Source organism: Nocardia thraciensis (assembly GCF_054782435.1).
The window spans coordinates 86,802-109,880 of record NZ_BAAGSM010000040.1 but is presented as its reverse complement, the minus strand read 5'-3'; the positions used below and the strand labels follow the sequence as shown (position 1 = coordinate 109,880).

The window sequence follows — 23,079 nt, the reverse complement described above, 5'->3', positions numbered from 1 at the left end:
TCGATCGGATGTGCGACATGACCGAGACCGACGCACCGGCACTCGCCATCGGCCGCGAGACCGCGGCTCCCGCGAGCCTGTACGCCTCCCATCCCGACTACGACCCGCGCCTGACCAACGAGGACCTGGCGCCGCTGCGGAAACAGACCTGGGGCGTCTACAACATTTTCGCGTTCTGGATGTCTGACGTGCACAGCGTCGGCGGCTACGTCACCGCGGGCAGCCTGTTCGCCCTCGGCCTGGCCAGCTGGCAGGTGCTGGTCGCGCTGGTGGTGGGCATCGGCATCGTCTACTTCTTCTGCAATCTGGTGGCCAAGCCGAGCCAGCGCACCGGCGTGCCGTACCCGGTGATCTCCCGCGCCGCGTTCGGTGTGCTGGGGGCCAATGTGCCCGCCATCATCCGCGGCCTGATCGCCGTGGCCTGGTACGGGATTCAGACCTTCCTGGCCTCGGCCGCGCTCGATGTCGTGTTGATCAAGCTATTCCCGGGCCTGGCCCCGTACGCGGTCGTGGCGGATTACGGCTTCCTCGGCCTGTCGGCACTGGGCTGGGGCAGCTACCTGTTGCTGTGGGTGCTGCAGGCCTGTGTGTTCTGGCGCGGCATGGAATCCATCCGCAAGTTCATCGACTTCTGCGGTCCCGCGGTGTATGTCGTGATGTTCGCCCTGTGCGGGTACCTGATCGCCAAGGCCGGGTGGGGTGCGATCGACCTGAATCTGGGCGGGGTCACGAAAACCGGCTGGGCGTCGGTGCCGGTGATGCTGGGCGCGATCGCGCTGGTGGTGTCCTACTTCTCCGGCCCGATGCTGAACTTCGGCGACTTCTCCCGGTACAGCCGCTCCTACACCGCGGTCAAGCGCGCCAATCTGCTCGGCCTGCCGGTGAACTTCCTGGTGTTCTCGCTGCTGGTGGTGGTCACGGCATCGCTGACGGTGCCGGTATACGGCGAACTGATCACCGATCCGGTCGCGACGGTGGCCCGTATCGACAGTACGTTCGCGATCGTCTTGGGCGCCTTGACATTCACCATCGCCACGATCGGCATCAATATCGTCGCGAACTTCGTCTCCCCGGCCTTCGACTTCTCCAATGTCAATCCGCAGAAGATCACCTGGCGCGCCGGCGGCATGATCGCCGCCGTCGGTTCGCTGGTCATCACCCCGTGGAACCTCTACAACAATCCGGAGGTCATCCACTACACGCTGGAGACGCTGGGCGCGTGCATCGGCCCGCTGTTCGGCGTCCTGATCGCCGACTACTACCTGGTGCGCAGGCAGCGCGTGGTGGTCGACGACCTGTTCACGATGTCCGAGCGCGGGACCTACTGGTACCGCAAGGGATACAACCCCGCCGCGATCGTCGTGACCGTGATCGGCGCCGCCGTCGCGATGTTCCCGGTGCTCACCGCGGGGACACTCACCGGCATGCACACCGCCGCCCAGTACTCCTGGTTCATCGGCTGTGCGCTGGGCCTGCTGCTCTATCCGGTGCTGGCCACCCGCGGCCGCTACCGGCTACCCGCTGTCCACTTCGAAACCCGTTGAGGATCATGAGAATTCGTGTAATCAACCCGAACACCACGGCCGCCATGACGACGGTGATCGACCAGTGCGCCCGGGGCGTCGCCGCCCCGGGCACGGTGGTGGAGTCGGTCACCTCGAGCATGGGGCCCGCCTCCATCGAGAGCCATTACGACGAGGCGCTCGCCGTGCCCGGGCTGCTCGCCGAGATCGCGCGCGGCGAGGCCGAGGGCGCGGACGGCTACGTCATCGCGTGCTTCGGTGATCCGGGCCTGTACGCCGCGCGGGAGCTGGCGCGCGGGCCGGTGATCGGGATCGCCGAGGCGGCCATGCATACCGCGAGCCACCTCGGCCGCGGCTTCAGCGTGGTCACCACCTTGGCGCGCACGGTCGGGCAGGCCGAGGATCTGGCGGAACGCTATGGGATGCAACGGTTCTGCCTGGGCATCCACGCCACCGATATTCCGGTGCTCGAGCTCGAGGATCCGAAGGTGTACGGCGTGATCGCCGACGCCTGCCGCGCCGCGGTCGCCGCCGACGGCTCCGACGCGATCGTGCTCGGCTGCGCGGGCATGGCGGATCTGTGCGAGTACCTGACCGCCGAGGCCGGGGTACCGGTCATCGACGGCGTCGCCGCGGCCACCCTGTCGGTGCAGTCCCTGGTCACCCTCGGTCTGCGCAAATCCGGGCGGGGTGAGTTCGCGGCCCCGCTGCCCAAGCACTACACCGGTTTGCTGGCGGAGTTCGGCACCGACGCGGCGGGCACGTGAACCTGTCCATCGTCATGTTCACAATGGAGTCGAATACCGAGGAGGTGCAATCGTGACCCTGCCGCCGGATTTCCTGCACACCGTCGCGGCCCGCTTGCGGGAGGTGGATGCCGACCTCGCGCGCCACTATCCCGGCGATCGGCCCGGGCAGCCCGTGCATACCGTCTACGTGTCCGGGGCCGATGCCGCCAAGGAGCTGCCGCACGAATGGGGTACGGCCGCAATCGAACTGGCCGACCGTCAGGAGCGGTTGCTGACCGAGCTGGCCGGGTCGGACATGCTGGCCCGAGTGCGGAAAACCTTGGCGCAGCGGCCGATTCAGGATCTGCGGCTGGACTTCGAGGACGGGTACGGCACCCGCGGCGACGAGGTGGAAGACCGGGATGCGCTGCATGCCGGGCAGGTGCTGGCCGCGCTGCCCGCGACGGTGTCCTCCCGCGGCATCCGGATCAAGGGCCTGACCACTGCCGAACACGAGCGCGCGCTGCGGACGCTCGATCTGGTGCTGGAAGGCGCGGGGGGCGTGCCGGAGGGATTCGTCTTCACCGTGCCGAAGATTCGCGCCGCCGAGCAGGCCGATCTCGCGGTGCGGGTGTGCGAGGCGCTGGAGTCGACGCACGGATTGCCCTCCGGCGCCTTGCGTTTCGAGCTGCAGATCGAGAGCCCGCAGGCGGTGATCGCCGCCGACGGCACCGCCACCGTCGCGCAGGCCATCCACCGCAGCGCCGGTCGTTGCAGCGGATTGCATTACGGCACCTACGATTACAGTGCCGCCTGCGGGATCTCGTCGCGGTTCCAGTCGCTGGAACACCCGGTTGCCGACCATGCCAAGGCGGTCATGCAGGCCGCCGCCGCGCAGACCGGCGTATGGGTGTGCGACGGCTCCACCCAGGTGGCCCCGGTCGGCGCCGACGACGAGGTGGCCGCGGCCGTCTCGCGGCACTTCCGGCTGGTCACCCGGTCGCTGGAGCGCGGCTACTACCAGGGCTGGGATATGCATCCCGGCCATCTGGTCACCCGCTGGCTGGCGACCTTCACCTTCTTCCGGGACGCCCTGCGGTCCGCGGCGCCGCGCATCGACCGCTACCTGCGGCGCCAAGGCGGCGCCGTCGTCGACGAACCGGCGACCGCGCAGGCACTCGCCACGGTCGTGCTGCGCGGGCTGGACTGCGGCGCCTTCGGACCCGAGGACGTCACGGCGCTGGCCCCGGCCGCCACCGTCGACGTGCTGAACAGTTTGCGAGAAAGGAAACTCCCCACTCGATGACCACCGTGCCACACGATTTCACCCTGCTGCCCGATCTCGCCGTGCGTTCGCTCGGCGGCGCCGTCATCTGGGCCAACGACGAGTCCTTCGCGGAGAAGGAGAACCTGATCCGCCCCGAAGCGTCGAGCTTCTCCACCGAGACCTTCGGGCACAAGGGCAAGGTCTACGACGGCTGGGAGACCCGGCGCCGTCGGCGGTCCGGCGGCGGCGCGCCGACCACCGACGACTGCGACGAGGCCATCGTGCGGCTCGGCGTGCCCGGCGTGATTCGCGGCGTGATCGTCGATACCGCCTGGTTCAAGGGCAACTACCCGCCGGAGGTCGCGGTGGAGGCGATCGCGATCGAGGGTTACCCGCCCGCCGAGCAGATCGCGGCCCGGCCCGGGTGGACCACGATCGTCGCTCGCGCCAAGGTCGACGGCGATACCGCCAACGCCTTCACCGTCGAGTCGGAGCGGCGCTTCACGCACGTCCGGCTGCGGATGTTCCCCGACGGTGGCGTGGCCCGGCTGCGCGTGCACGGCGAGGCGAAACCCGATCTGCGCCTGCTGGGTTCGGGCCCGTTCGATCTGGCCGCGCTGGAGAACGGCGGCCGTGTCGTCGACTGCTCCAACCGCTTCTACTCCTCGCCGCAGAACCTGCTGCTGCCCGACCGCGCTCGCATCATGGGCGAGGGCTGGGAGACCGCGCGACGGCGCGACGGCGGCAACGACTGGGTGCGGGTGCGGCTGACCGGCGAGGGCGTCCCGGCCATGGTCGAGGTCGACACCTCGTACTTCCTGTTCAACAGCCCGGGCGCGGCGACCCTGACCGGCATCCGCGCCGACGGCACCGAGGTGGAACTGCTGGCGCGCACCGATCTACAGCCCGACACCCGGCACCGGTTCCCGATCGAGGCGGCCGAGCCGGTCACCGAGGTGCGGCTGGACGTCTTCCCGGACGGCGGCTTCGCCCGGCTGCGGGTCTTCGGCACGCTCACCGAGTCCGCGCGGGATCGGCTGCTGGCCGAACCGCTGTTCGGCGCGCTCGCCGACGATGCCGTCGATCGCCTGCGCGACGAACTGGAGTGATCATGTCCGAGGACCACATGGCCGGCCTCTACCCGCGCGACATGGTCGGCTACGGGCCCAATCCCCCGCATCCGCACTGGCCGGGGGACGCGAACGTCGCCGTGCAGTTCGTGCTCAACTACGAGGAGGGCGGCGAGAACAACGTCCTCGACGGGGACGAGGGCTCGGAGACCTTCCTTTCCGATATCGTTCCGGCCCAGGCGTTTCCGAACCGGCACCTGAGCATGGAGACGCTCTACGAATACGGTTCCCGGGCCGGGCTGTGGCGGGTGCTGCGGGCGTTCGAGAGCCGCGACATCCCGCTGACCGTCTTCGCCGTGGCGCGGGCGCTGGAACGCAATCCCGAAGCGGTGGCGGCGTTCCGGCGGCTCGGCTACGAGATCGCCTGTCACGGGCTGCGCTGGATCTCCTATCAACTGGTGGATCCGGAGACGGAGCGCAAGCACATGGCCGAGGCGGTGCGGATCATCACCGAACTGTTCGGCGAACCGCCGCGCGGCTGGTACACCGGGCGCGACTCGCCGCAGACCCGCGAGTTGGTGGTCGAGCACGGCGGCTTCACCTACGACTCGGACTCCTACGCCGACGACCTGCCGTATTGGGTCGAGGTGAGCGGCATCGACCACCTCGTGGTGCCGTACACGCTGGAGGCCAACGACATGCGGTTCTCCTCCCCCGCGGGCTTCGCCAACGGGGAGGAGTTCTTCGCCTACCTGAAGGACGCCTTCGACGTGCTCTACGCCGAGGGCGCCGCCGGGTCCCCGAAGATGCTGTCGGTGGGTCTGCACTGCCGCCTGATCGGCCGCCCCGCGCGGGCCGCGGCACTGGGCCGCTTCCTCGACTACGTGCAATCGCACGAGAAGGTCTGGCTGGCCCGGCGCATCGATATCGCCGACCACTGGGCGAAGGTGCACCCGCCGAGCTGAGGTCCGGGGTCGGCCAGTTCCGGTAGCCGACGGCGCATGTACGCACCGTCGGAGAGGAGCACCGTGGCCGGATTCCGCAGCGGCTACCTCGACGTGGGCAACTGCTGCTCACCCGCCGGTCGTGGCCCCCGGCCCGGCATGTCCGAACAGATGACGCAGCGCCGACTCGAGATCCGGGTTCCGGAAACGGTGACCGGCGGCGGCCAGCCGAGCCGGGCTCACGCGCTGGCTGGCGGCCGCCAGTTCGCTCGCCCCCTCGGCCCCCAGCAGCAATGCGGGGCCGAACCCGGGAATCGGCAGCAGGGCCGGGCGATGCAACACGCGGGCGAGAATCGTGGTGTAGTCACGATTGCGGACCGGTTGCGGCGCAACGCCGTTGACGGCGCCGGACAGTGTGGTATCCCACAGTGCCCGATGATAGATGTCGACCAGATCATCGATTCCGATCCATGACTGCCACTGTCGACCATCACCGAGCCTGCCGCCGAGCCCAGCGGCGAACAACGGTCGCAGCAACCGCAGGGTGCCGCCCCGCGGCGACTGCACGATGCCCGTCCGCACGGTCACCACCCGGGTGCCGGCAGCGGCGGCCGGACCGGTGGCGGCCTCCCATTCCGACACCACGTCGGCCAGGAATCCGCTTCCGCGAGAGCTGGATTCATCCAGCAGCTCGTCGCCGCGATCGGCGCCATAGCCGCCGATGGCCGAGGCACAGACGAATGTCGGCAGGCCCACCCTGGCAGCGAGTTCGGCCAGCCGCCGGGTCGGGCCGATCCGGCTCGCGGCGATGGACCGTTTGTGCGCGGCGGTGAACCGGCCCGCGATCGACGCTCCGGCCAGATGCACGACAGCGTCCACTCCGTCGAGCAGATCCGCCGCGGGCGCGTCCGGATCCCACTGCCGCTCACCGGGCCCTCCCGGAGGACGGCGGACCAGCCGGATCACGGTATGCCCGCCGGTGCTGAGGAATGCGGTCAGGGCCGAACCGACCAGGCCCGACGCCCCCGTGACAGCGATCGTCGACGGCCGCAGACCGGCGTCCGCTGCCGCCCGGTGCGCGGCCAGATCCCCGGCGAGCTGCCGGTAGCGGTAGTCGAACAGCGGGCGCAGGATCGCGGCCGGAACGGGAGTGTCGACTCGGTCCACCACCCGGGTGCGATCGTCGCCGACCTCCTCGAAATCGTGGACATGCCTCCAGGGCAACAGTTTTCCGACCGGCAGCGACGCGACTCCGGCCGAACCGGTCCGGTCCGCGAACCGCCGCGGTGGGTCGTAGTCGCCGGGCTGATGCTCCGCCACCCACCGCAGGCCACCGGGCAGCCGCAGCACGGCGCGGCCGTCGGCCAGGGACGCGGCCTCGGCAGCGACGTCCACCGGTTGCCAGGGCGGCGCCAGCCGACGCAGCGCGCCGGGCCGCTGGAACCACGCGAACACCTCTTGTCGAGATGCCGCGACCACGCTCGAACACTCGATGCTCACGGTACGACGGTAACCCCGATACGATCGGATGAAACGTCGAGGCATCTATTGACGCCTTGACGGCGCCTGAATGACCCGGAACAGGCTTCCGGGAGAACTGCCCTGATCACCGGCGCCGCTCGGGGATAGGCAAGGCGCCAGGTCCCGCTCCGACGGTAACGCGGGGCTACCGTCCCTCGCGCTCCCGGCGCTCCAATTCCACTGCGCGGCGCATGGTTTCGCGTGCTCGGGTGCGGTCGCCCGCGTAGTCGTAGGCGCGGGCGGCGCGGTAGTTGGTGCGCCAGTTCTCCGGGTCCGCCTCCCATTCCGTGCGGACCTGCTCGAAAAGCGCTTCGGCGGCGGCCTTTTCGATGCGGCCGGACGGCCGACGAGGCAGGTTGGAGACGTCCAACTCGCCGCCCTCCTCGTGCATGCGGCGGGCCAGCCGCTGGTGGGCCAATGCGGCACGAAGACTGGTAGCCACGATCCAGATGCCGAGGATCGGCAGGATCAGCACACCTATACCCATGGCTATCGCCGCGCCATTACCTGAACCGATGAGGCCCACCGCGATTCGGCCCAGCAGCAGAAAATAGAACGCCAGCGCCAGCACCAGGAAGCCGATGAACCCCACGGTGCGCAACGCCTGAGTCGAACCCCGCCCGCCGGAGGAACTCACGGCGTCACCCCACAGGCCCTCGGTTCTGCCGTGCGCAGTGCGCGCTCCGTCCTCGGCTCGCGCGCGAGGCCTCCGATGAGAGGGCGCGAACGGCGGTCGGCCCCACCGCATACCCGGCCATGCGGTTCGATCACTTGCCCGATCACAGGTCCAGCAGCGGGTCGAGGCCGACGGTCAGCCCCGGGCGGGCGCCGATCTGCCGCACACCCAGCAGCACACCCGGCGCGAAGGACGTGCGGTCCAGCGAGTCGTGGCGGATGGTGAGCGTCTCGCCCTGGGTGCCGAACAGCACCTCCTGGTGCGCGACGAGTCCGGCCAGGCGCACCGAATGCACCCGCACGCCGTCGACGCTCGCGCCGCGGGCGCCGTCGAGTTCGGTGGTGGTGGCGTCGGGGCTCGGACCCACACCGGCGTTCTTGCGCGCTTCGGCGATGATGCCCGCCGTGCGATAGGCGGTGCCGGACGGCGCGTCGGCCTTGTTCGGGTGATGCAGTTCGATCACCTCGACCGAGTCGAACCAGCGGGCGGCCTGCTCGGCGAACCGCATCGACAGCACCGCGCCGATCGCGAAGTTGGGCGCGATGAGCACGCCGACCTCCGGTTTGCCCGCCAGCCAGCCGCGCACCTGCTCCAACCGGGCCTCGTCGAATCCCGTGGTGCCGACCACCGCGTGCATTCCGTGCTCCACCAGCCACCGCAGATTCGGCATCACCACGCCGGGATGGGTGAAGTCGACGACCACCTCGGCGCCCGCGTCGGTGAACGCGTCCAGCGCGTCGTCCTTGTCCACGCGGGCGACCAGCTCCAGATCGTCGGCCGCCTCGGCCGCCGCGCAGATCGCCTGGCCGACCTTGCCGTGCGCGCCGAGCACACCCACGCGGATCCGGTTCGTGGTCACCCTGAACTCCTCACATACCCGTCGACAGTCTTCGCCGAGCCTACTGTTCCCCGGATCGGCGCGGAGCACCCCATCGGCTCGACGGCGCATGTCACACCACCCTCGCAACTTATCACCACATGCGCATGATTGCGCGTATGGGACGGTTGCGGTTACCGTCTCCCCGTGACTTCGATCCACGAACGCGCCGCCGCCTTCGAACGCGACCACGTCCGCCGCGAACTCGTTGCCGGGCAGCATGTTTGGAACTATCGTAGCGGCGGCGACGGCGATCCGGTGCTGTTGCTCACGGGCGGCGCCGGGATCGCGATCGCGTGGCTGGACCTGACACCCGCGCTGTTCCCGCACTTCCGCAGCGTGGCCGTCGACTACCCGGTGACGATCTCGCGCGGCACGGACCTCACCGACGGCCTGCTCGCCGTCCTCGATGCCGAGGGCATCGACCGGGCGCATGTGATCGGCCAGTCCGCCGGAGGGATGTTCGCCGAGTTGCTGGCGCAGCGGGCGCCCGACCGCATCCGCTCGCTGACACTCACCTCGACCGGCCTCTACGGCCCGGAGGATGTCGAGCGGCTGCGCGGGCGGATCGTCACCACCCGATCCACACCGTGGGAGCAGACCCGCGCCTCCATCCGAGCCGCCCTGCGCACCACCTGGGAGGATGCGGACGAGGCCGAGTTCTGGATCGGACAGGTGGAGGCGGCCACCGATCTCGCGGGCAGCGAGGGCACGGTCAACTCCTACCAGCGACTGCTGGAACTGGCCGAGAACGCCGAGGAGCTGCTGCGGCAGCCGTCCTGGCAGGGCCCGACCTTGATCGTGCGCGCCGACGACGACGCGCTGATCACCCCGGTGCAGACCCAGCGCCTCATCGATCTGCATCCGGGATGCGAGGTCCGCACCTTCGCCGACGGCGGCCATTCGCTGCTGCTGAGCCGCCCGGCCGACTATGCCGCCACGGTGACGGAATTCCTGCTGCGGCACAGCATTTCTCCGGCGAAAAGCGCGCCGGAATGACGGGAAGGCAGCGCCGACGTGCCGGAAAGACGGGAGGCAACACAGACGTACCGGAATGACAGGAGGGCAACACCGACGTGCCGGAAAGACAGGGGCAACACCGGCGTGCCGGAAAGACAGGGGCAAACACCGGCGTGCCGGAATGGCGGGAGGGCAGCGCCAACGTGCACCGAAAGACGGGGGGCAGCGCCAGAATGACGGGTATGGCGCGCTCAGTCGAAGACGATGACCTGACGCAGACCGTGTCCGGCGGCTAGTTCGTCCATGGCGTGGTTGATGTCCTCGAGCCGGATGCGCGACGACACCAGCCGCTCCACCGGTAGCCTGCCCTCGCGCCACATTCGCACGTATTCGGGGATATCGCGGGCGGGCACCGCGGAACCGAGATAGCTGCCGACGATCGACCGACCCTGCGCCACCAGCCCGAGCGGCGAAACGCTCGCTCGCGCTTCGGGATTGGGCAGTCCGACGGTGACGGTGGTACCGCCGGGCGCGGTGGCGGCCACGGCCGTCTCGAACGCCCGCACATTGCCCGCGGCCTCCACCACGACGTCCGCCGTCATGCCCTGCTCGGCCAGTTGCGCGGGGGTGTAGACCTGGGTGGCGCCGAGTTCGGTTGCCAGCGACAGCTTCTCGGGCAGAGTGTCCACGGCGATCACCTCGCTGCCGAGGTCCTCGCGCAGCGACGCCGCCACCAGCACCGCGGCCATCCCGACCCCACCCAGACCCACCACCATGATGCGGTCGCCCGGGCCGGGCCGGGCCGAATTCAGCAGTGCCCCACCGCCGGTCAGCACCGCGCAGCCGAGCACCGCCGCCACGTCCGGGGGCACGTCGTCGTCGACCGGCACCACCGAGCGGCGGTCCACCACGGCGTGGGTAGCGAACCCGGAGACGCCGAGATGGTGGTGCACCGGCTCGCCGCGGCGCAGCAATCGCCGCCCGCCGCCGAGCAGTTCGCCGGTGTTGTTGGACATGCTGCCGGTAACGCAGGGAGTGCGGCCGTTGGTGGCGCAGCCCGCGCAGTCCCCACAGCGCGGCAGGAAGGTCATCACCACCCGTTGCCCGACCTCGATATCGCCTCCGCCGGGGCCAACCTGCTCCACCCGCCCGGCCGCCTCGTGACCGAGTAGCATCGGCACCGGACGCACCCGGTTTCCGTCCACGACCGAGAGGTCCGAATGGCACAGCCCGGCCGCCTCGATGCGGACCAGCAGTTCGCCCGCACCGGGATCGCCGAGGTCCAACTCGTCGACGACGAGCGGTTTCGATTCGGCGTACGGCGTCGCTTCGCCGATTCGTTCCAGCACAGCACCGCGAATCCTCATTCATCAGACGCTACCGCGTGCGGGTCGCAAGTGTCTCGGACGGCTATCGCGAGACCGTCGCGGATCGGCGTCGACCGACACATGATAGCGGCAGACGCCGAGACCGATCGATGAGGCGAGCCCATGAAGACACCCTCCCCCACGCGCGGATTCAACGATCTGATCACCGGCTCCTTCGGCCGGATCGCCCGCACCTACGACAGCCCGCTGCTGCAGCACATCGTGTACCGCCCGCCCCAGGATCAGGTGATCGGCGAACTGCGCGCCGCGGGATCCCGTCGCATCCCCGATATCGGCTGCGGCACCGGCATTCTCACCACCCGCATCGAGCGCGAACTGCGGCCGGAGCAGGTGTTCGGGGTCGACGCCTCCCCGGAATGCTCGCCCAGGCCCGGCCGCGCTCGGCCCGGGTGACGTGGCTGTCCGCGCTCGCCGAATTCGCCCGCGTGCTCACAACCGGCGGTCTCGTCGCGGTGTCTACAGTGACTCCCACCGGTCGCGTCGGAGGTACGAAAGATGCTGCGCGAGGCCGGATTCGAGGTCGTAAACCAACGTCGCATCCACCGTCCCTTACCGCGCTGGCTGATCCCCGACGTAATCACCGTGGGCCGCAAGCTCTAGGCTGCCCTCCGCTTCCTGGACCTGCGGGAGCTCGAAGCGCCTGAGCTGGCCCGTTCGATCGACGTCATGCGCCCAGTCGACCACGGCGGGCGATGGTGGGCCTGCGCACAGTCTCCGACCGCACGAAAGGCCGGAGGCGGTGAGCCATCCGGCCGTTCGCTCATGAGTCAGCCCCTTACGAAGCGCAGCAGTGCCGTGTTGACCTGGTCGGCGTGCGTCCACAGCAGGCCGTGGGGCGCACCGTCGATTTCGACGTACTCCGCGTCCGGGACCAGCGCCGCGAACCGGCGGCCCGTGGCATCGATCGGCAGGATGTTGTCCTTCGTCCCGTGCAGGATCAGGGTCGGCAGCCCCGCGGCGCGCACCGCGTCGACATCCGCGCGGAAGTCCTCGAGCCACGCCGGGACGACGGCGTAGGCGGCGACCGGCGCACTGGCGGTAGCGGTGTTCCAGTTCGCCCGGACGACCTCCTCGCTGATGCGCGTGCCGAGGTTCTCCTCGAGGTTGTAGAAGTCCTTGTAGAACTGGGTGTACCAGGCATAGCGATCGGCCCGTGCCGCGGCGGCGATGCCGTCGAACACCTCCTGCGGCACGCCCTCGGGGTTGTCGTCGCGCCGCACCAGGAACGGTTCCAGCGACGCGAGGAACGCCAGCCTGGCGACTCGCCCCGGCCCGTACTCGGCGATGTAGCGGGCCAGTTCGCCCGTGCCCATCGAGAAGCCGACCAGAATGACCTCGCGCAGGTCCAGCGCCGTCAGCACCGCGTTCAGGTCGGCGGCGAAGGTGTCGTAGTCGTAACCCACGCCGACCTTCGACGACTGCCCGAACCCGCGGCGGTCGTAGGTGATGACCCGATATCCGGCGTCCAGCAGTTCGCGCGCCTGCAACTCCCAACTGTCGCCGCTCAGCGGGTAGCCATGGATCAGCACGACCGGCTGACCGGTGCCGTGATCCTCGTAGTACAGCTCGATGTCGGTGCTGTTCTCGGCGCCGACGGTGATGAAACCCATGACTGACTCCTCGCGATTCGGATGGCGTGAACACTCGATCCACCTCGCGGAGAACGATCGTTCTCCGCGATATCTGCTACCGTAGAGAACGCTCGTTCTCAGCGCAAGTACTCCGGAGGCGTGAGGTGGATCACCAGGTGCGGCGGCCTGCCGCGGATGTGCGTGAACAGGTCGTCGCCGCCGCCGACGCCCTGTTCTACGAGCGGGGGATTCAGGCGGTGGGCATGGACGCGGTGCGGGCCGCGGCCGGTGTCTCGCTCAAACGCATCTACGCGCTGTTCGGTTCGAAGGACGACCTGATCGTCGCGGTGCTGCGGCACCGGTCCGCCATGTGGGACGACGGTCTGGCCTCGGCCGTACGGCCGACGATGACCGCCCGGGAGCGGTTGCTGGCGATCTTCGACTTCCTCGACGAATGGTTCCGCTCACCCGACTTCCGGGGGTGCGCGTTCATCAACGCCTATGGCGAGCTGAGTTCGGGCTCACCGACGGTGAAAGACGCGGTGCGGGCGCACAAGCGGGCGTTCGGCGAGTACGTCGCGCGACTCGTGGCCGAGATCGGCGCACCGCCGGAGGTGGCGCCCCAGATCGCACTGCTCGCCGAGGGCGCCCAGACCACCGCCGCGATCGACGGCGCCCCGGAGCCCGCCCGGCAGGCCCGCGCCGCGGCCCGAATCCTGCTCGACTCCGCCCTGGAAACCGCGGCCCGATCCCAGCCCGCGGACCAGAGCTGACCGATGACGGCCGAATTGCGTTCTCTCACCGTTCATATCGACACGGGGCGATGGAGCGAAACGGTGCTCGACGCGGTGGATCTCGTCGTGTGCCCCAGGCAGATCACAGCACTGCTCGGCGCGCCGGGCGCGGGAAAGACGATGATCGCCTCGGCTCTCACGGGAACCTTGCCCGCCACGGCGAGGACTCGGGGCGACGTCCTGATCGAGGACGAGGTCGTCCGCGACCGGCAGTGGCCGACTCTGCGAGGCGGCATCGTCGGCTATGTGCCGCAGGACGGTATGACGGCCTTCGCGCCCGACACGACGGTGGGTGCGCAGCTGCAAACGCTGGCACTGCGACACCGGGCGTGGAGTGTCGAGCGGGCGTGCGCCGCAGTCTATTACCCGGCCGATGCCGCGGACCTGCTTCCGGGCCAGAACTCCGCGGGCCAGATCCAACGCGCGGCGTTGGCGGCGGCACTGCTACCGGCGCCACCCATCCTGATCGCGGACGGTCCCACCAATTCCCTCGACGCGGGAACGGCGTACGCCGTGTGGAAGTCGTTGCGCGCCTATGCCGACTCCGGGGCGGCGGTACTCGTCGTCTGTAACGAGGTGCGGATGCTGACCACCGGTGGTTTCGCCGACCGTATGGTGATCGTGCACGAGGGTCGGGTCCGCGCGGCGGGCTCGATCGCGCAGCTCGCCCGGTCGACCGACCCGTACGTTCGAGCGCTGCTCACCTCGCCTTTCTGAGAGAATTCTCGGACGCTCAGCGAGGGACTCAGTTCGGGCCGCATATGGTCGGCGAGCAGGATGGTGACGATTGGGTATGACACATGTCAGGACGCCGGATGCCATGGTCGGACGGCCTGGGCCCGTCCGCGGTGCCCGCGCCGCCCGGATCATGATCGCCGCGGTCCTGTCGGCCGCTCTCGCGGCGTGCGGCGGTACGGCGCAGCAGGGGCCCGATTCGACCGTGGTCTCCACCACTCGGACCAGTAGTCCGTCCGGGATTCCGGATCTGACCGCGGGCGCGGAGATCGCGCGCGGGATCCGGGTGCCCTGGGGATTGGCGTTTCTTCCGGATGGGGCGGCGCTCGTTGCCGAGCGCGATTCCGGTGCGATCCTGCGGGTTTCGCCCGGGTCGGCGCCGCGGCAGGTGTACCAGGTCCCGGATGTGGTGGCGCGCAGCGAGGGTGGGCTGCTGGGGTTGGCGGTCGCCCCCGACTACGCCGAAAGCCGTTATGTCTATGCGTATTTCACCGCCGCGAACGACAATCGGCTCGTGCGGTTCCGCCTCGACGGTCAGCCGGAGGTGATCTTCGGCGGAATCGCCAAGTCCGGGAACCACAATGGCGGCCGGATCGCCTTCGGGCCGGACGGCATGCTGTATGCCGGGACCGGTGACGCCGGGCGAGAGGATCGGTCCCAGGATCCCGCGAACCCCAACGGCAAGATCCTGCGCTTGACACCGGACGGCCTTCCCGCGCCGGGCAATCCGTTCCCCGGTTCACCCGTCTACAGCCTCGGCCATCGCAATGTCCAGGGGCTGGCGTGGGATCCGGCGGGCCGCCTCTACGCCGCCGAGTTCGGTCAGAACGACTTCGACGAGATCAATCTCATCGAACCGGGCCGCAACTACGGGTGGCCGGAGGTCGAGGGCACCGGCGACACCCAGGGCGGCCGCTTCACCAACCCGCTCGTCACCTGGACCACCCGGGAGTCCTCCCCCTCCGGCATCGCCATCACCGCGAATACGTTGTACGCCGCGGCATTACGAGGCGAACGACTCTGGGCGGTGCCGCTGCGGGACGGCAGGTTCAGCGAGCCCCGGGCGGAACTTCGAGGCTACGGCCGCCTCCGCACCGTCGAGGTCGCCCCCGACGGTTCCCTCTGGCTCACCACCTCCAACACCGACGGCCGCGGCGACACTCGCGACGGCGACGACCGCGTCCTGCGGTTCCCCGCGAGGTGACTCGCCTCTGGTGCAACCCGACCGACCAGTCGAGCAGCACCGGCGATCGTAGCGGGGTAGTTGCCGCGTGAAACCGAAGGAAGCTGAGGAATGGTTCAGTCCGCCCGGACGGGCGGCAGTTCCGCCGGGGCCGGGGGCCAGGCCAGCGGAGTCACCCGGGGCGGGCGCTGCAGCGGATTGTCGTCCCAGTCGACGCCGACGCCGACCCAGGCCTTGGGCCGATCGAACCGGGTCTCCTGCGCGGCGAACTTCGTGCGGCGGAAGGAGATCTCGCCGAAGAAGTCGCCGCCGGAGAAATCGCTCCGGCCGCCGTCGAACCGGGCGTCGGCGAAGGAGACGGCGCCGTGGTACTCGGCGCCGGAGAAATCGACGACCTCGGTGCCGGCCCGACGCCAGCGGGCACGAGCGCCCAACCGGGCGCCGTCGAAGCTGGCGCGCGCGCCGTAGAAGCGGGTTCCGGCGAACGAGACACGGGCACAATCGAACTCGGCGCCGTCGAGCCGTGCCCGAGCGCCCTCGAAGGTGGCGCCGTCGAAGGTCGTCGTCGCGGCGCGGAAACGGGCATCGGCGAAGGTGGTGTGGTCGCCGGAGAAGCTCGCGCCGTCGAATCGGAGACGGGGACCGCCGAATTCGGCGCCCTCGAAGGACACCCGGCCGCCGAAGCTCACGTTCGCGAAGCTCGTTCCGGCCCGGCCGAGATTCGCATCCTCCGCGCCGGTCCCGGTGAACTTGGCGCCCCGGAACAGCGCCGCGTCGGCGAAGGTCGCGGCGTGGAAGGTGACGTGTTTGCCCAGGAATTCGACCTGCTCGAAGTTCGCGGTCCTGGTCCCGGTGAACACCGCCCCGCGGAAATGGGTGTGCGCCCCCGCGAAAACCGCGTACCGGAAGTCGACATCCTCCAGCACCGCGTCGTCGAAGTTGAAATTGTAGGTGGACCACGATATTTCGGCCGACTGCCGCAGATGCGACACGATCACCGCGACAATCGTGCGGCGCACCTCGCTGTCGTTCTGCCGGATCTGGTAGACGTGCTCGACCTGGTCGGTACTCGGGAGCGGGTGCTCCGATTCGGTGACGGGGTTCCCGTTTCTGGTCTCCTTACGAGACACCAGATGATTCCCGCCGTCGTCCGGATCGTAGGGCAACCGCAGATATCCGCACAGCACATCGATGCACTGCTGGCGTCGCCCCCGCGCGCTGAATTCGTCTGCGACACCGGCCATCGCGTATACCCCGGCGATCCGCACCGCCACGTCCGGATCGCCGAGTTGTTTCGCCGCCGCCCCGAACAGCTCGGCGAACCGGCCACGCTCGTTGTCGCGCTGGCGGCGGTATGCGACGACGAGTGCCACCGCGCCGCCGATCCCCGCCGTCACCGAGAGCGCGATCTTGGTCAGGTCCACCTGATTCGGTGTCTCGGACTTCGCCCCGAGCAGCAACCACAATGCCCACCAGGCGAACCCGGCGATCAGCAGACCGCCCACCACTGCCGTCACCACCGACAGCAGCAGCGCCGATCGCCTCATCCGCTGGTTCAGTCGCCGACCGAAACGCCCCCGCCGCCACATAGCCGCATGGTAGCGGCAAATCGCCACCCATCGCAGGGCGGGCGGCGATTCCCCTTACCCCACCTGGGCTTTCAGGCACGCACCCGCTCCGCCGCGCTCGCGCGCGCCGCCACGCGGCTCCCCCGCACCCCGATACCCGCCGCCACCAGGCACGCGACCGCGACCACCGCCACGAACCACGGGAACACCGTCCCCATACCCCACGTGGTCGCCGCCCACCCGGCCACGATGGTCGGCAGCGCCATCGAGGTGTACGCGAGCAGGTAGTACGCCGACATGGTCTCACCCCGCTTGTGGTGCGGCACAACGTTGGACAGATGCCGCAGCGATCCGCCGAAGCCCAGCCCGAAGGTGCCGCCCAGCAGCACACCGGCGATCAGCACCACCACCCAGTTGTGCGTCGCCAGCGCCGGAATGGTCAGCACCAGCGCGATCGCCATGCCGGTATCGCCGCCGATGGCCGCGCGCCGGGCCGGAATTCCGGTGGCGAACAGTTGCGCCAGCGCGCCCGCGGTCGCGGTGGAGGCGACGACCGCGCCGCCGAACACCAGGTTGTGCACGCCGGTCTTGTCCGCGGCCAGCGTCGGATACAGCGACAGCAGCACGCCCAGCACCGACCAGGCCGCCATCACACCCAGCGCCGAGAACCAGAAATCGGCGCGGATCTCCTGCGGCACAGCCGGTTTGGCGATCCGGATGGGCCCGGAGACGCGCTTGGTGTGGGTCTCCTCCATCACCACCACGCCGACCCCGATCAGCACGCACAGCACGGTGATCACCAGGTAGGGGGTGCGGAGCGGATGCGGCACATACTGTGCCAGCAGCGCCGAGCCCAGAATCGCCACGGCCATACCGACGTTGAAGGCCACACCCGTCAGCTGCCCGGAGCGCGCGCCGTTCCTGGGCCGCAGATCCAGCAGCGCCGCCGCGCCGGACACCACGGTCGCCCCGACCGCGATGCCGTGCAGCGCCCGGGCCACCAGCAGCATGGCGACGTTGTCCGCCAGCAGGAACACCGCCAGGCCGACGATCATGGTGGCCAGCGCGCCCAGCAGCACCGGCTTGCGGCCTACCACGTCGGAGATCTTCCCCGACACGAGCACCGCGCCGAGCGCGGCGATCGCGTACACGGCGAACACGATCGTGGTCGTCAGCGGCGTGAAGTGCCACTCCTGCTGGTAGAGGCCGTACAGGGGCGCCGGCGCGCCGGACACTCCGAGCGCGACGCCGCTGGCCACCAGAATCAGGGCGTAGGCCCAGGGTTGTGACGTCCGCTCGACCGGGGAAACAGCCACAGTCGCTGCCATCGCTAGCTCTCCATCAGGTAGGTTTGATTACGATCGAACCCAACCACCCTAACGCCGGTACGATTCCCATCAAACCGCCGGTGAGGTAGATCATGACGGAAACCAAACGCACCGTGGAGGCATTCCCGGTCGGCTCGGTACAGGCCGTGCTCGACGCGCTGCACGATCCGGTGCGCCTGGAGATGGTGCGCCGACTGGCCAACGCCGGTACGGCGATGCGCTGCGGCCTGCTCTACGACACGATCAACAAGTCGACCGCGACCCATCACCTCAAGACGCTGCGCTATGCGGGGCTCACCGAGAAGATCGTCGAGGACGGCCAGACCTTCGCCCGGCTGCGCGCCGCGGAGGTGGACCGGGAGCTGCCCGGCCTGCTCGATGCGGTCGTCGGCGCGGCGAATCGGTCCGAGCAGGCCGAGAAGGCTTAGCCTGCCCAGATGTCGCCGATCTCCGAGCTGACCGACGTGGTCGTGGCACTGCACTCCGATCTCGCCGAATGGCTGGGCACCGACGCGGCGCCGAAGGTGTTCGACCGGTTCGCCAATGCCCTGGACGACAAGTTCTCGGCCGTGGTCACCACCGGCGACGCCGTGGACCGCGACGCCCTGCTGAGCGGCGTCTGGAAATCCCGCAACGCCCAGCCCGGCATGGAGATCGACATCTCCGATGTCGAGGAGGTCGCCCGCGCCTCCACCCTGGTCGTGCTCCGCTTCGTCGCCGAGAACCGCTACGGCGACACCCGAACCCGCCGCCGCGTCACCGCGACCCTGATCACCGACGGCCAGCTCTACTTCTGGCGATCGGTCCACGAAACCCCCATCCCCCCAACCGAATCCGTCACCCCACCGCCACCGAACTGACGCTGCAACAGCACGCGGTCCACCAACCATCACCCCGGCACGCCATCACCACCATTCCCAGCACGCCATCACCACGATTCCCGACATGCTTTTGGTCGGGATCCACACCGCCGTCGCAGTGGATTCCGGCCAAAGCGTGCCGGAATTGCGATACCGGGCCGGGGGCTACGCAGGTTTGCGCGGTAGCTCGATCAGGGCCGTAATAATCCGAGCAGTGCGGGCAGCAGCAAGTACGCACTGTCCTGTCGGATGCCTACCTCGAGGTAGGCGAACAGGTCAGTCGCGCACCAGCCTCCGGACCGCCGACGGCAGGTCCCGGGTGCGGCGGTACGGGCCCGCCACCGACGCCGCGAACGGGCGCGCGAGCAGTTGCCGCGCCACCGCCGACACCTCGTCGGTCGTCACGGCGTCGATCCGGGTCAGGGTGTCGGACACGCTGCGGTGATTGCCGTAGCTGAGTTCGCTGCGGCCGATGCGGTTCATGCGGGAACCGGAATCCTCCAGTCCCAGCACCAGTCCCCCGCGCAGCGAACCCTTCGCCCGCGCGCATTCGGCGTCGGTGATCCCGTCCGCGGCAACCTCTTCCAGCACCCCGCGCGCCAAACTGGTGACCTCCCCGAGGTTTTCGGGCTGGCACCCCAGATACACCGAGAACGCGCCCGTATCGGCGAAGGTGTCGACGCCGGAGTACACCGAGTACGCCAAGCCCCGTTCCTCCCGGATGCGCTGGAACAGACGGGAACTGAGCCCGCCGCCGAGCACCGTGTTCAGCACCGACAGCGGCCAGCGCTTCTCGCCCTCGTGCCGCCCGAACGCCCGCACCCCGAATACCAGGTGCGCCTGCTCGCTATCGCGGTAGATCCGCTGCAGCTGCGGCTGGGTGCGGGTGCGGAAGTGTCCCTCGCGCCGCGGCGCCGGGCCCCGCGCCGGATCGAGCCGCCCGGCGAACGCGCGATGGATCAGCTCCACCGTGTGCTCGTGCTCGACATTGCCCGCCACCGCGACCACCATCCGGTCCGGCCGGTACCGCCGCAGATGGAAGCCGCGCAGCTGCGCCGCGGTCATCTCCTCGATGGATTCGACGGTCCCGATCACCGGCCGCCCGACCGGATGATCGCCGAACAGCGCGCCGAGGAACGCGTCGCCGACCATGTCCTCCGGATCGTCGTCGCGCATCGAGATCTCCTCGAGCACCACCTGCCGCTCCACGGCGACGTCCTCCGCCCGGCACAGCCCGTTGAGCACCACATCCGACACCAGGTCCACCGCCAGCGGCAGATCCTCGTCCAGCACGTGCGCGTAGTAACAGGTCTGCTCCTTGGCGGTGAACGCGTTCAGCTCGCCGCCGACCGCGTCCATGGCCTGGGCGATATCCAGCGCCGACCGCGTCGGGGTTTGCTTGAACAGCAGATGTTCGAGGAAATGCGCGGCGCCGGCCACCGTCGGGCCCTCGTCGCGCGATCCCACGCCGACCCACACCCCGATGGAGGCCGACCGTACACCCGGCACATGTTCGGTCACGACTCGCAGCCCGCCGGGCAACACGGTGCGTCGCACGCCGGTATCGGCGAGCGGGGCGTCCGTAGGAGCGAGTCGGAGAGAAGAACCCCCCTGCTCGGTAAGGAGCGAGGGGGGTGTCGTCTTCTTCTTCGTCACACCGAAATGATTACTCGGCACCGGCCTCTACCGCAGCAGTGTTATCGGAAGTCGACGCGGCCGCCGCGTCCTCTTCCTCGACCGGAACCAGCGAGATCTTGCCCCGGTTATCGATATCGGCGATCTCGACGCGGATCTTGTCGCCGACGTTCACCACGTCCTCGACCTTGCCGACCCGCTTGCCGTTGCCCAGCTTCGAGATGTGCACCAGGCCGTCGCGACCCGGCAGCAGCGAGACGAACGCGCCGAAGGCAGTGGTCTTGACGACCGTGCCCAGGAAGCGCTCGCCGACCTTCGGCATCTGCGGGTTGGCGATCGCGTTGATCGCGTCGATCGCGGCCTGCGCCGACGGTCCGTCGGTCGCGCCCACGAACACGGTGCCGTCGTCCTCGATCGAGATGTTGGCGCCGGTGTCCTCGGTGATCTGGTTGATCATCTTGCCCTTGGGCCCGATGACCTCGCCGATCTTGTCGACCGGGATCTTGATCGCGGTGACGCGCGGCGCGTACGGGCTCATCTCGTCGGGGGTGGCGATGGCCTCGGCCATCACGTCCAGGATGGTCAGGCGCGCGTCGCGGGCCTGGTTGAGCGCACCCGCGAGCACCTTCGACGGGATGCCGTCGAGCTTGGTGTCCAGCTGCAGCGCGGTGACGAACTCCGGGGTGCCCGCGACCTTGAAGTCCATATCGCCGAAGGCGTCCTCGGCGCCGAGGATGTCGGTCAGCGCCACGTAGCGGACCTCGTCACCCACGGTGTCGGACACCAGGCCCATCGCGATACCGGCCACCGGCGCCTTCAGGGGCACACCGGCGTTCAGCAGCGACAGGGTGGAGGCGCACACCGAGCCCATCGAGGTGGAACCGTTGGAGCCCAGCGCCTCCGAGACCTGGCGGATGGCGTACGGGAAGTCGTCCTGCGAGGGCAGCACCGGGATCAGCGCGCGCTCGGCCAGCGCGCCGTGGCCGATCTCGCGGCGCTTCGGCGAGCCGACGCGGCCGGTCTCGCCGGTGGAGAACGGCGGGAAGTTGTAGTGGTGCATGTAGCGCTTGGAGGTCTCCGGGCCGAGCGAGTCGACCTGCTGCGCCATCTTCACCATGTCGAGGGTGGTGACGCCCATGATCTGGGTCTCGCCGCGCTCGAACAGCGCCGAGCCGTGCGCCCGCGGCACCACGGCCACCTCGGCCGACAGCGCGCGGATATCGGCCAGGCCGCGGCCGTCGATGCGGAAGCCGTCGGACAGGATGCGCTGGCGCACCAGCTTCTTGGTGACCGAGCGGAACGCCGCGCCGATCTCCTTCTCGCGGCCCTCGAAATCCTCGGCCAGGCTGGAGAGGACCTCGAGCTTGATCTCGTCGATCTTCTCCTCGCGCTCCTGCTTGCCGGGGATGGACAGCGCCGCGCCGAGCGGGTTCTTCGCGGTGCCCTCGACGGCGGTGTACACGTCGTCCTGGTAGGGCGGGAACAGCGGGAATTCCTCGGTCGGCTTGGCGGCCTTCTCGGCCAGGTCCTGCTGCGCCTTGCACAGCCGGGCGATGAACGGCTTGGCGGCCTCGAGGCCCTCGGCCACAATGGTTTCTGTCGGCGCCGACGCGCCGCCCTCGACCAGCGCGATGACGTTGTCGGTGGCCTCCGCCTCGACCATCATGATCGCGACGTCACCGTCGACCACGCGACCGGCGACCACCATGTCGAACACGGCCGACTCCAGCTGCTCGACGGTCGGGAACGCCACCCACTGACCCTCGATCAGGGCCACCCGCACGCCGCCGATCGGGCCGGAGAACGGCAGGCCCGAGATCTGCGTCGACGCCGAGGCCGCGTTGATGGCGACCACGTCGTAGAGATCCTTGGGATCCAGGCTCATCACGGTCACCACGACCTGGATCTCGTTGCGCAGGCCGTCGACGAACGACGGGCGCAGCGGGCGGTCGATCAGGCGGCAGGTGAGGATCGCGTCGGTGGAGGGGCGGCCCTCGCGCCGGAAGAACGAGCCGGGGATGCGGCCCGCGGCGTACATGCGCTCCTCGACGTCCACCGTCAGCGGGAAGAAGTCGAACTGATCCTTGGGGTGCTTACCCGCGGTGGTCGCGGACAGCAGCATGGTCTCGTCGTCCAGGTAGGCGACGACCGAGCCCGCGGCCTGCTTGGCCAGGCGGCCGGTCTCGAAGCGGATGGTACGAGTGCCGTAGCTGCCGTTATCGATCAGGGCTACCGACTCGAATACGCCGGGTTCGACCTCGACGGCAGAACTGGTCACTGTGTCTGACATTTTCTCTTCTCAACCTCTCGTCTCGCCGGATCCAGCGCAGCTCTGCGCGATCCGGCTGTCGTCAGCCGTACCCGGTTTGGGCGCGTACCAGCGCGCACACCCGGCCGAATTCCCGTTGGAGGCGGCGACGCGGAGGCGGTCAACGATCGAAGCCTTCCGGG

General features: G+C 69.2%; 20 protein-coding genes and 1 pseudogene. 12 read left to right on the top strand and 9 right to left on the bottom strand.

The genetic code is table 11. The features are described 5' to 3' along the window. Positions 1-17 precede the first annotated feature (17 nt). Genes ACYVLQ_RS26740 through puuE form a run of 5 tightly spaced genes read left to right on the top strand, consistent with a single transcriptional unit; the run spans position 18 to position 5,553 of the window. Positions 18-1,544, top strand: coding sequence for an NCS1 family nucleobase:cation symporter-1 (locus ACYVLQ_RS26740; RefSeq protein WP_460700279.1), 1,527 nt, complete (start codon positions 18-20; stop codon positions 1,542-1,544). Between the two features lie 5 nt (positions 1,545-1,549). Continuing rightward, positions 1,550-2,290 (top strand): aspartate/glutamate racemase family protein, encoded by a 741-nt coding sequence (locus tag ACYVLQ_RS26735; protein WP_460700278.1) that lies wholly within the window; start codon positions 1,550-1,552, stop codon positions 2,288-2,290. A gap of 52 nt (positions 2,291-2,342) precedes the next feature. Then, on the top strand, positions 2,343-3,557 hold the full coding sequence (locus ACYVLQ_RS26730) for a DUF6986 family protein (RefSeq protein ID WP_460700277.1): 1,215 nt from the start codon (positions 2,343-2,345) through the stop codon (positions 3,555-3,557). Then, positions 3,554-4,627, top strand: coding sequence for an allantoicase (gene alc / locus ACYVLQ_RS26725; RefSeq protein WP_460700276.1), 1,074 nt, complete (start codon positions 3,554-3,556; stop codon positions 4,625-4,627). The genes ACYVLQ_RS26730 and alc overlap by 4 nt, the downstream gene beginning before the upstream one ends. 2 nt (positions 4,628-4,629) lie before the next feature. Further along, a complete protein-coding gene (gene puuE, locus ACYVLQ_RS26720) occupies positions 4,630-5,553 on the top strand; it encodes an allantoinase PuuE (protein ID WP_460700275.1) in 924 nt (307 codons plus the stop codon). Positions 5,554-5,661: 108 nt separating this feature from the next. On the opposite strand, the gene ACYVLQ_RS26715 is transcribed toward puuE, so the two are convergent. The 3 genes from ACYVLQ_RS26715 to dapB all read right to left on the bottom strand — a co-directional run bounded on the left by ACYVLQ_RS26715 (position 5,662) and on the right by dapB (position 8,588). Further along, the gene (locus ACYVLQ_RS26715) at positions 5,662-7,032 is read right to left on the bottom strand and encodes a TIGR01777 family oxidoreductase (RefSeq protein WP_460700274.1); all 1,371 of its coding nucleotides are present in this window, start codon (positions 7,030-7,032) and stop codon (positions 5,662-5,664) included. A gap of 166 nt (positions 7,033-7,198) precedes the next feature. Next, positions 7,199-7,690: a hypothetical protein gene (locus ACYVLQ_RS26710; protein ID WP_460700273.1), complete on the bottom strand. Its 492-nt coding sequence runs from the start codon at positions 7,688-7,690 to the stop codon at positions 7,199-7,201. A gap of 142 nt (positions 7,691-7,832) precedes the next feature. Next, on the bottom strand, positions 7,833-8,588 hold the full coding sequence (gene dapB, locus ACYVLQ_RS26705) for a 4-hydroxy-tetrahydrodipicolinate reductase (RefSeq protein WP_460700272.1): 756 nt from the start codon (positions 8,586-8,588) through the stop codon (positions 7,833-7,835). Positions 8,589-8,753: 165 nt separating this feature from the next. Here dapB and ACYVLQ_RS26700 point away from each other — a divergent pair, with 165 nt between their 5' ends. Next, positions 8,754-9,605, top strand: a complete 852-nt coding sequence (locus ACYVLQ_RS26700) for an alpha/beta fold hydrolase (protein ID WP_460700271.1) — start codon at positions 8,754-8,756, stop codon at positions 9,603-9,605. A gap of 212 nt (positions 9,606-9,817) precedes the next feature. Here the strand turns inward: ACYVLQ_RS26700 and ACYVLQ_RS26695 are convergent, their stop codons facing one another. Next, positions 9,818-10,933, bottom strand: coding sequence for an alcohol dehydrogenase catalytic domain-containing protein (locus ACYVLQ_RS26695; protein ID WP_460700270.1), 1,116 nt, complete (start codon positions 10,931-10,933; stop codon positions 9,818-9,820). A 123-nt stretch (positions 10,934-11,056) separates the two neighbouring features. Between ACYVLQ_RS26695 and ACYVLQ_RS26690 the strand changes: the two are divergent. Next, positions 11,057-11,554 (top strand): annotated as a pseudogene (locus ACYVLQ_RS26690) (class I SAM-dependent methyltransferase). A 167-nt stretch (positions 11,555-11,721) separates the two neighbouring features. On the opposite strand, the gene ACYVLQ_RS26685 reads toward ACYVLQ_RS26690, so the two are convergent. Beyond that, positions 11,722-12,564, bottom strand: a complete 843-nt coding sequence (locus ACYVLQ_RS26685) for an alpha/beta fold hydrolase (protein WP_460700269.1) — start codon at positions 12,562-12,564, stop codon at positions 11,722-11,724. Between the two features lie 125 nt (positions 12,565-12,689). On the opposite strand from ACYVLQ_RS26685, the gene ACYVLQ_RS26680 reads away from it, so the two are divergent. The 3 genes from ACYVLQ_RS26680 to ACYVLQ_RS26670 all read left to right on the top strand — a co-directional run bounded on the left by ACYVLQ_RS26680 (position 12,690) and on the right by ACYVLQ_RS26670 (position 15,258). After that, complete coding sequence (locus tag ACYVLQ_RS26680; protein WP_460700268.1) at positions 12,690-13,298, top strand: TetR/AcrR family transcriptional regulator; 609 nt, start codon at positions 12,690-12,692, stop codon at positions 13,296-13,298. A 3-nt stretch (positions 13,299-13,301) separates the two neighbouring features. After that, complete coding sequence (locus tag ACYVLQ_RS26675) at positions 13,302-14,036, top strand: ATP-binding cassette domain-containing protein (protein WP_460700267.1); 735 nt, start codon at positions 13,302-13,304, stop codon at positions 14,034-14,036. Positions 14,037-14,187: 151 nt separating this feature from the next. Then, complete coding sequence (locus tag ACYVLQ_RS26670) at positions 14,188-15,258, top strand: PQQ-dependent sugar dehydrogenase (protein ID WP_460700354.1); 1,071 nt, start codon at positions 14,188-14,190, stop codon at positions 15,256-15,258. Positions 15,259-15,353: 95 nt separating this feature from the next. Here ACYVLQ_RS26670 and ACYVLQ_RS26665 read toward each other — a convergent pair whose 3' ends face one another. Both ACYVLQ_RS26665 and ACYVLQ_RS26660 read right to left on the bottom strand, forming a co-directional pair. Beyond that, on the bottom strand, positions 15,354-16,784 hold the full coding sequence (locus ACYVLQ_RS26665) for a pentapeptide repeat-containing protein (RefSeq protein ID WP_460700266.1): 1,431 nt from the start codon (positions 16,782-16,784) through the stop codon (positions 15,354-15,356). Positions 16,785-16,897: 113 nt separating this feature from the next. After that, positions 16,898-18,133, bottom strand: a complete 1,236-nt coding sequence (locus tag ACYVLQ_RS26660; RefSeq protein ID WP_460700265.1) for an MFS transporter — start codon at positions 18,131-18,133, stop codon at positions 16,898-16,900. Positions 18,134-18,225: 92 nt separating this feature from the next. Between ACYVLQ_RS26660 and ACYVLQ_RS26655 the strand changes: the two genes are divergently transcribed. Together ACYVLQ_RS26655 and ACYVLQ_RS26650 are read left to right on the top strand one after the other, a co-directional pair. Then, entirely contained in the window at positions 18,226-18,561 is a 336-nt protein-coding gene (locus ACYVLQ_RS26655) for an ArsR/SmtB family transcription factor (protein ID WP_460700264.1), read from the top strand. Positions 18,562-18,570: 9 nt separating this feature from the next. After that, positions 18,571-18,993, top strand: coding sequence for a hypothetical protein (locus tag ACYVLQ_RS26650; RefSeq protein WP_460700263.1), 423 nt, complete (start codon positions 18,571-18,573; stop codon positions 18,991-18,993). 276 nt (positions 18,994-19,269) lie between these two features. On the opposite strand, the gene ACYVLQ_RS26645 is transcribed toward ACYVLQ_RS26650, so the two are convergent. Further along, a complete protein-coding gene (locus tag ACYVLQ_RS26645; RefSeq protein WP_460700262.1) occupies positions 19,270-20,550 on the bottom strand; it encodes a M16 family metallopeptidase in 1,281 nt (426 codons plus the stop codon). A 109-nt stretch (positions 20,551-20,659) separates the two neighbouring features. Further along, complete coding sequence (locus ACYVLQ_RS26640; RefSeq protein WP_460700261.1) at positions 20,660-22,918, bottom strand: polyribonucleotide nucleotidyltransferase; 2,259 nt, start codon at positions 22,916-22,918, stop codon at positions 20,660-20,662. Positions 22,919-23,079: the final 161 nt, after the last annotated feature.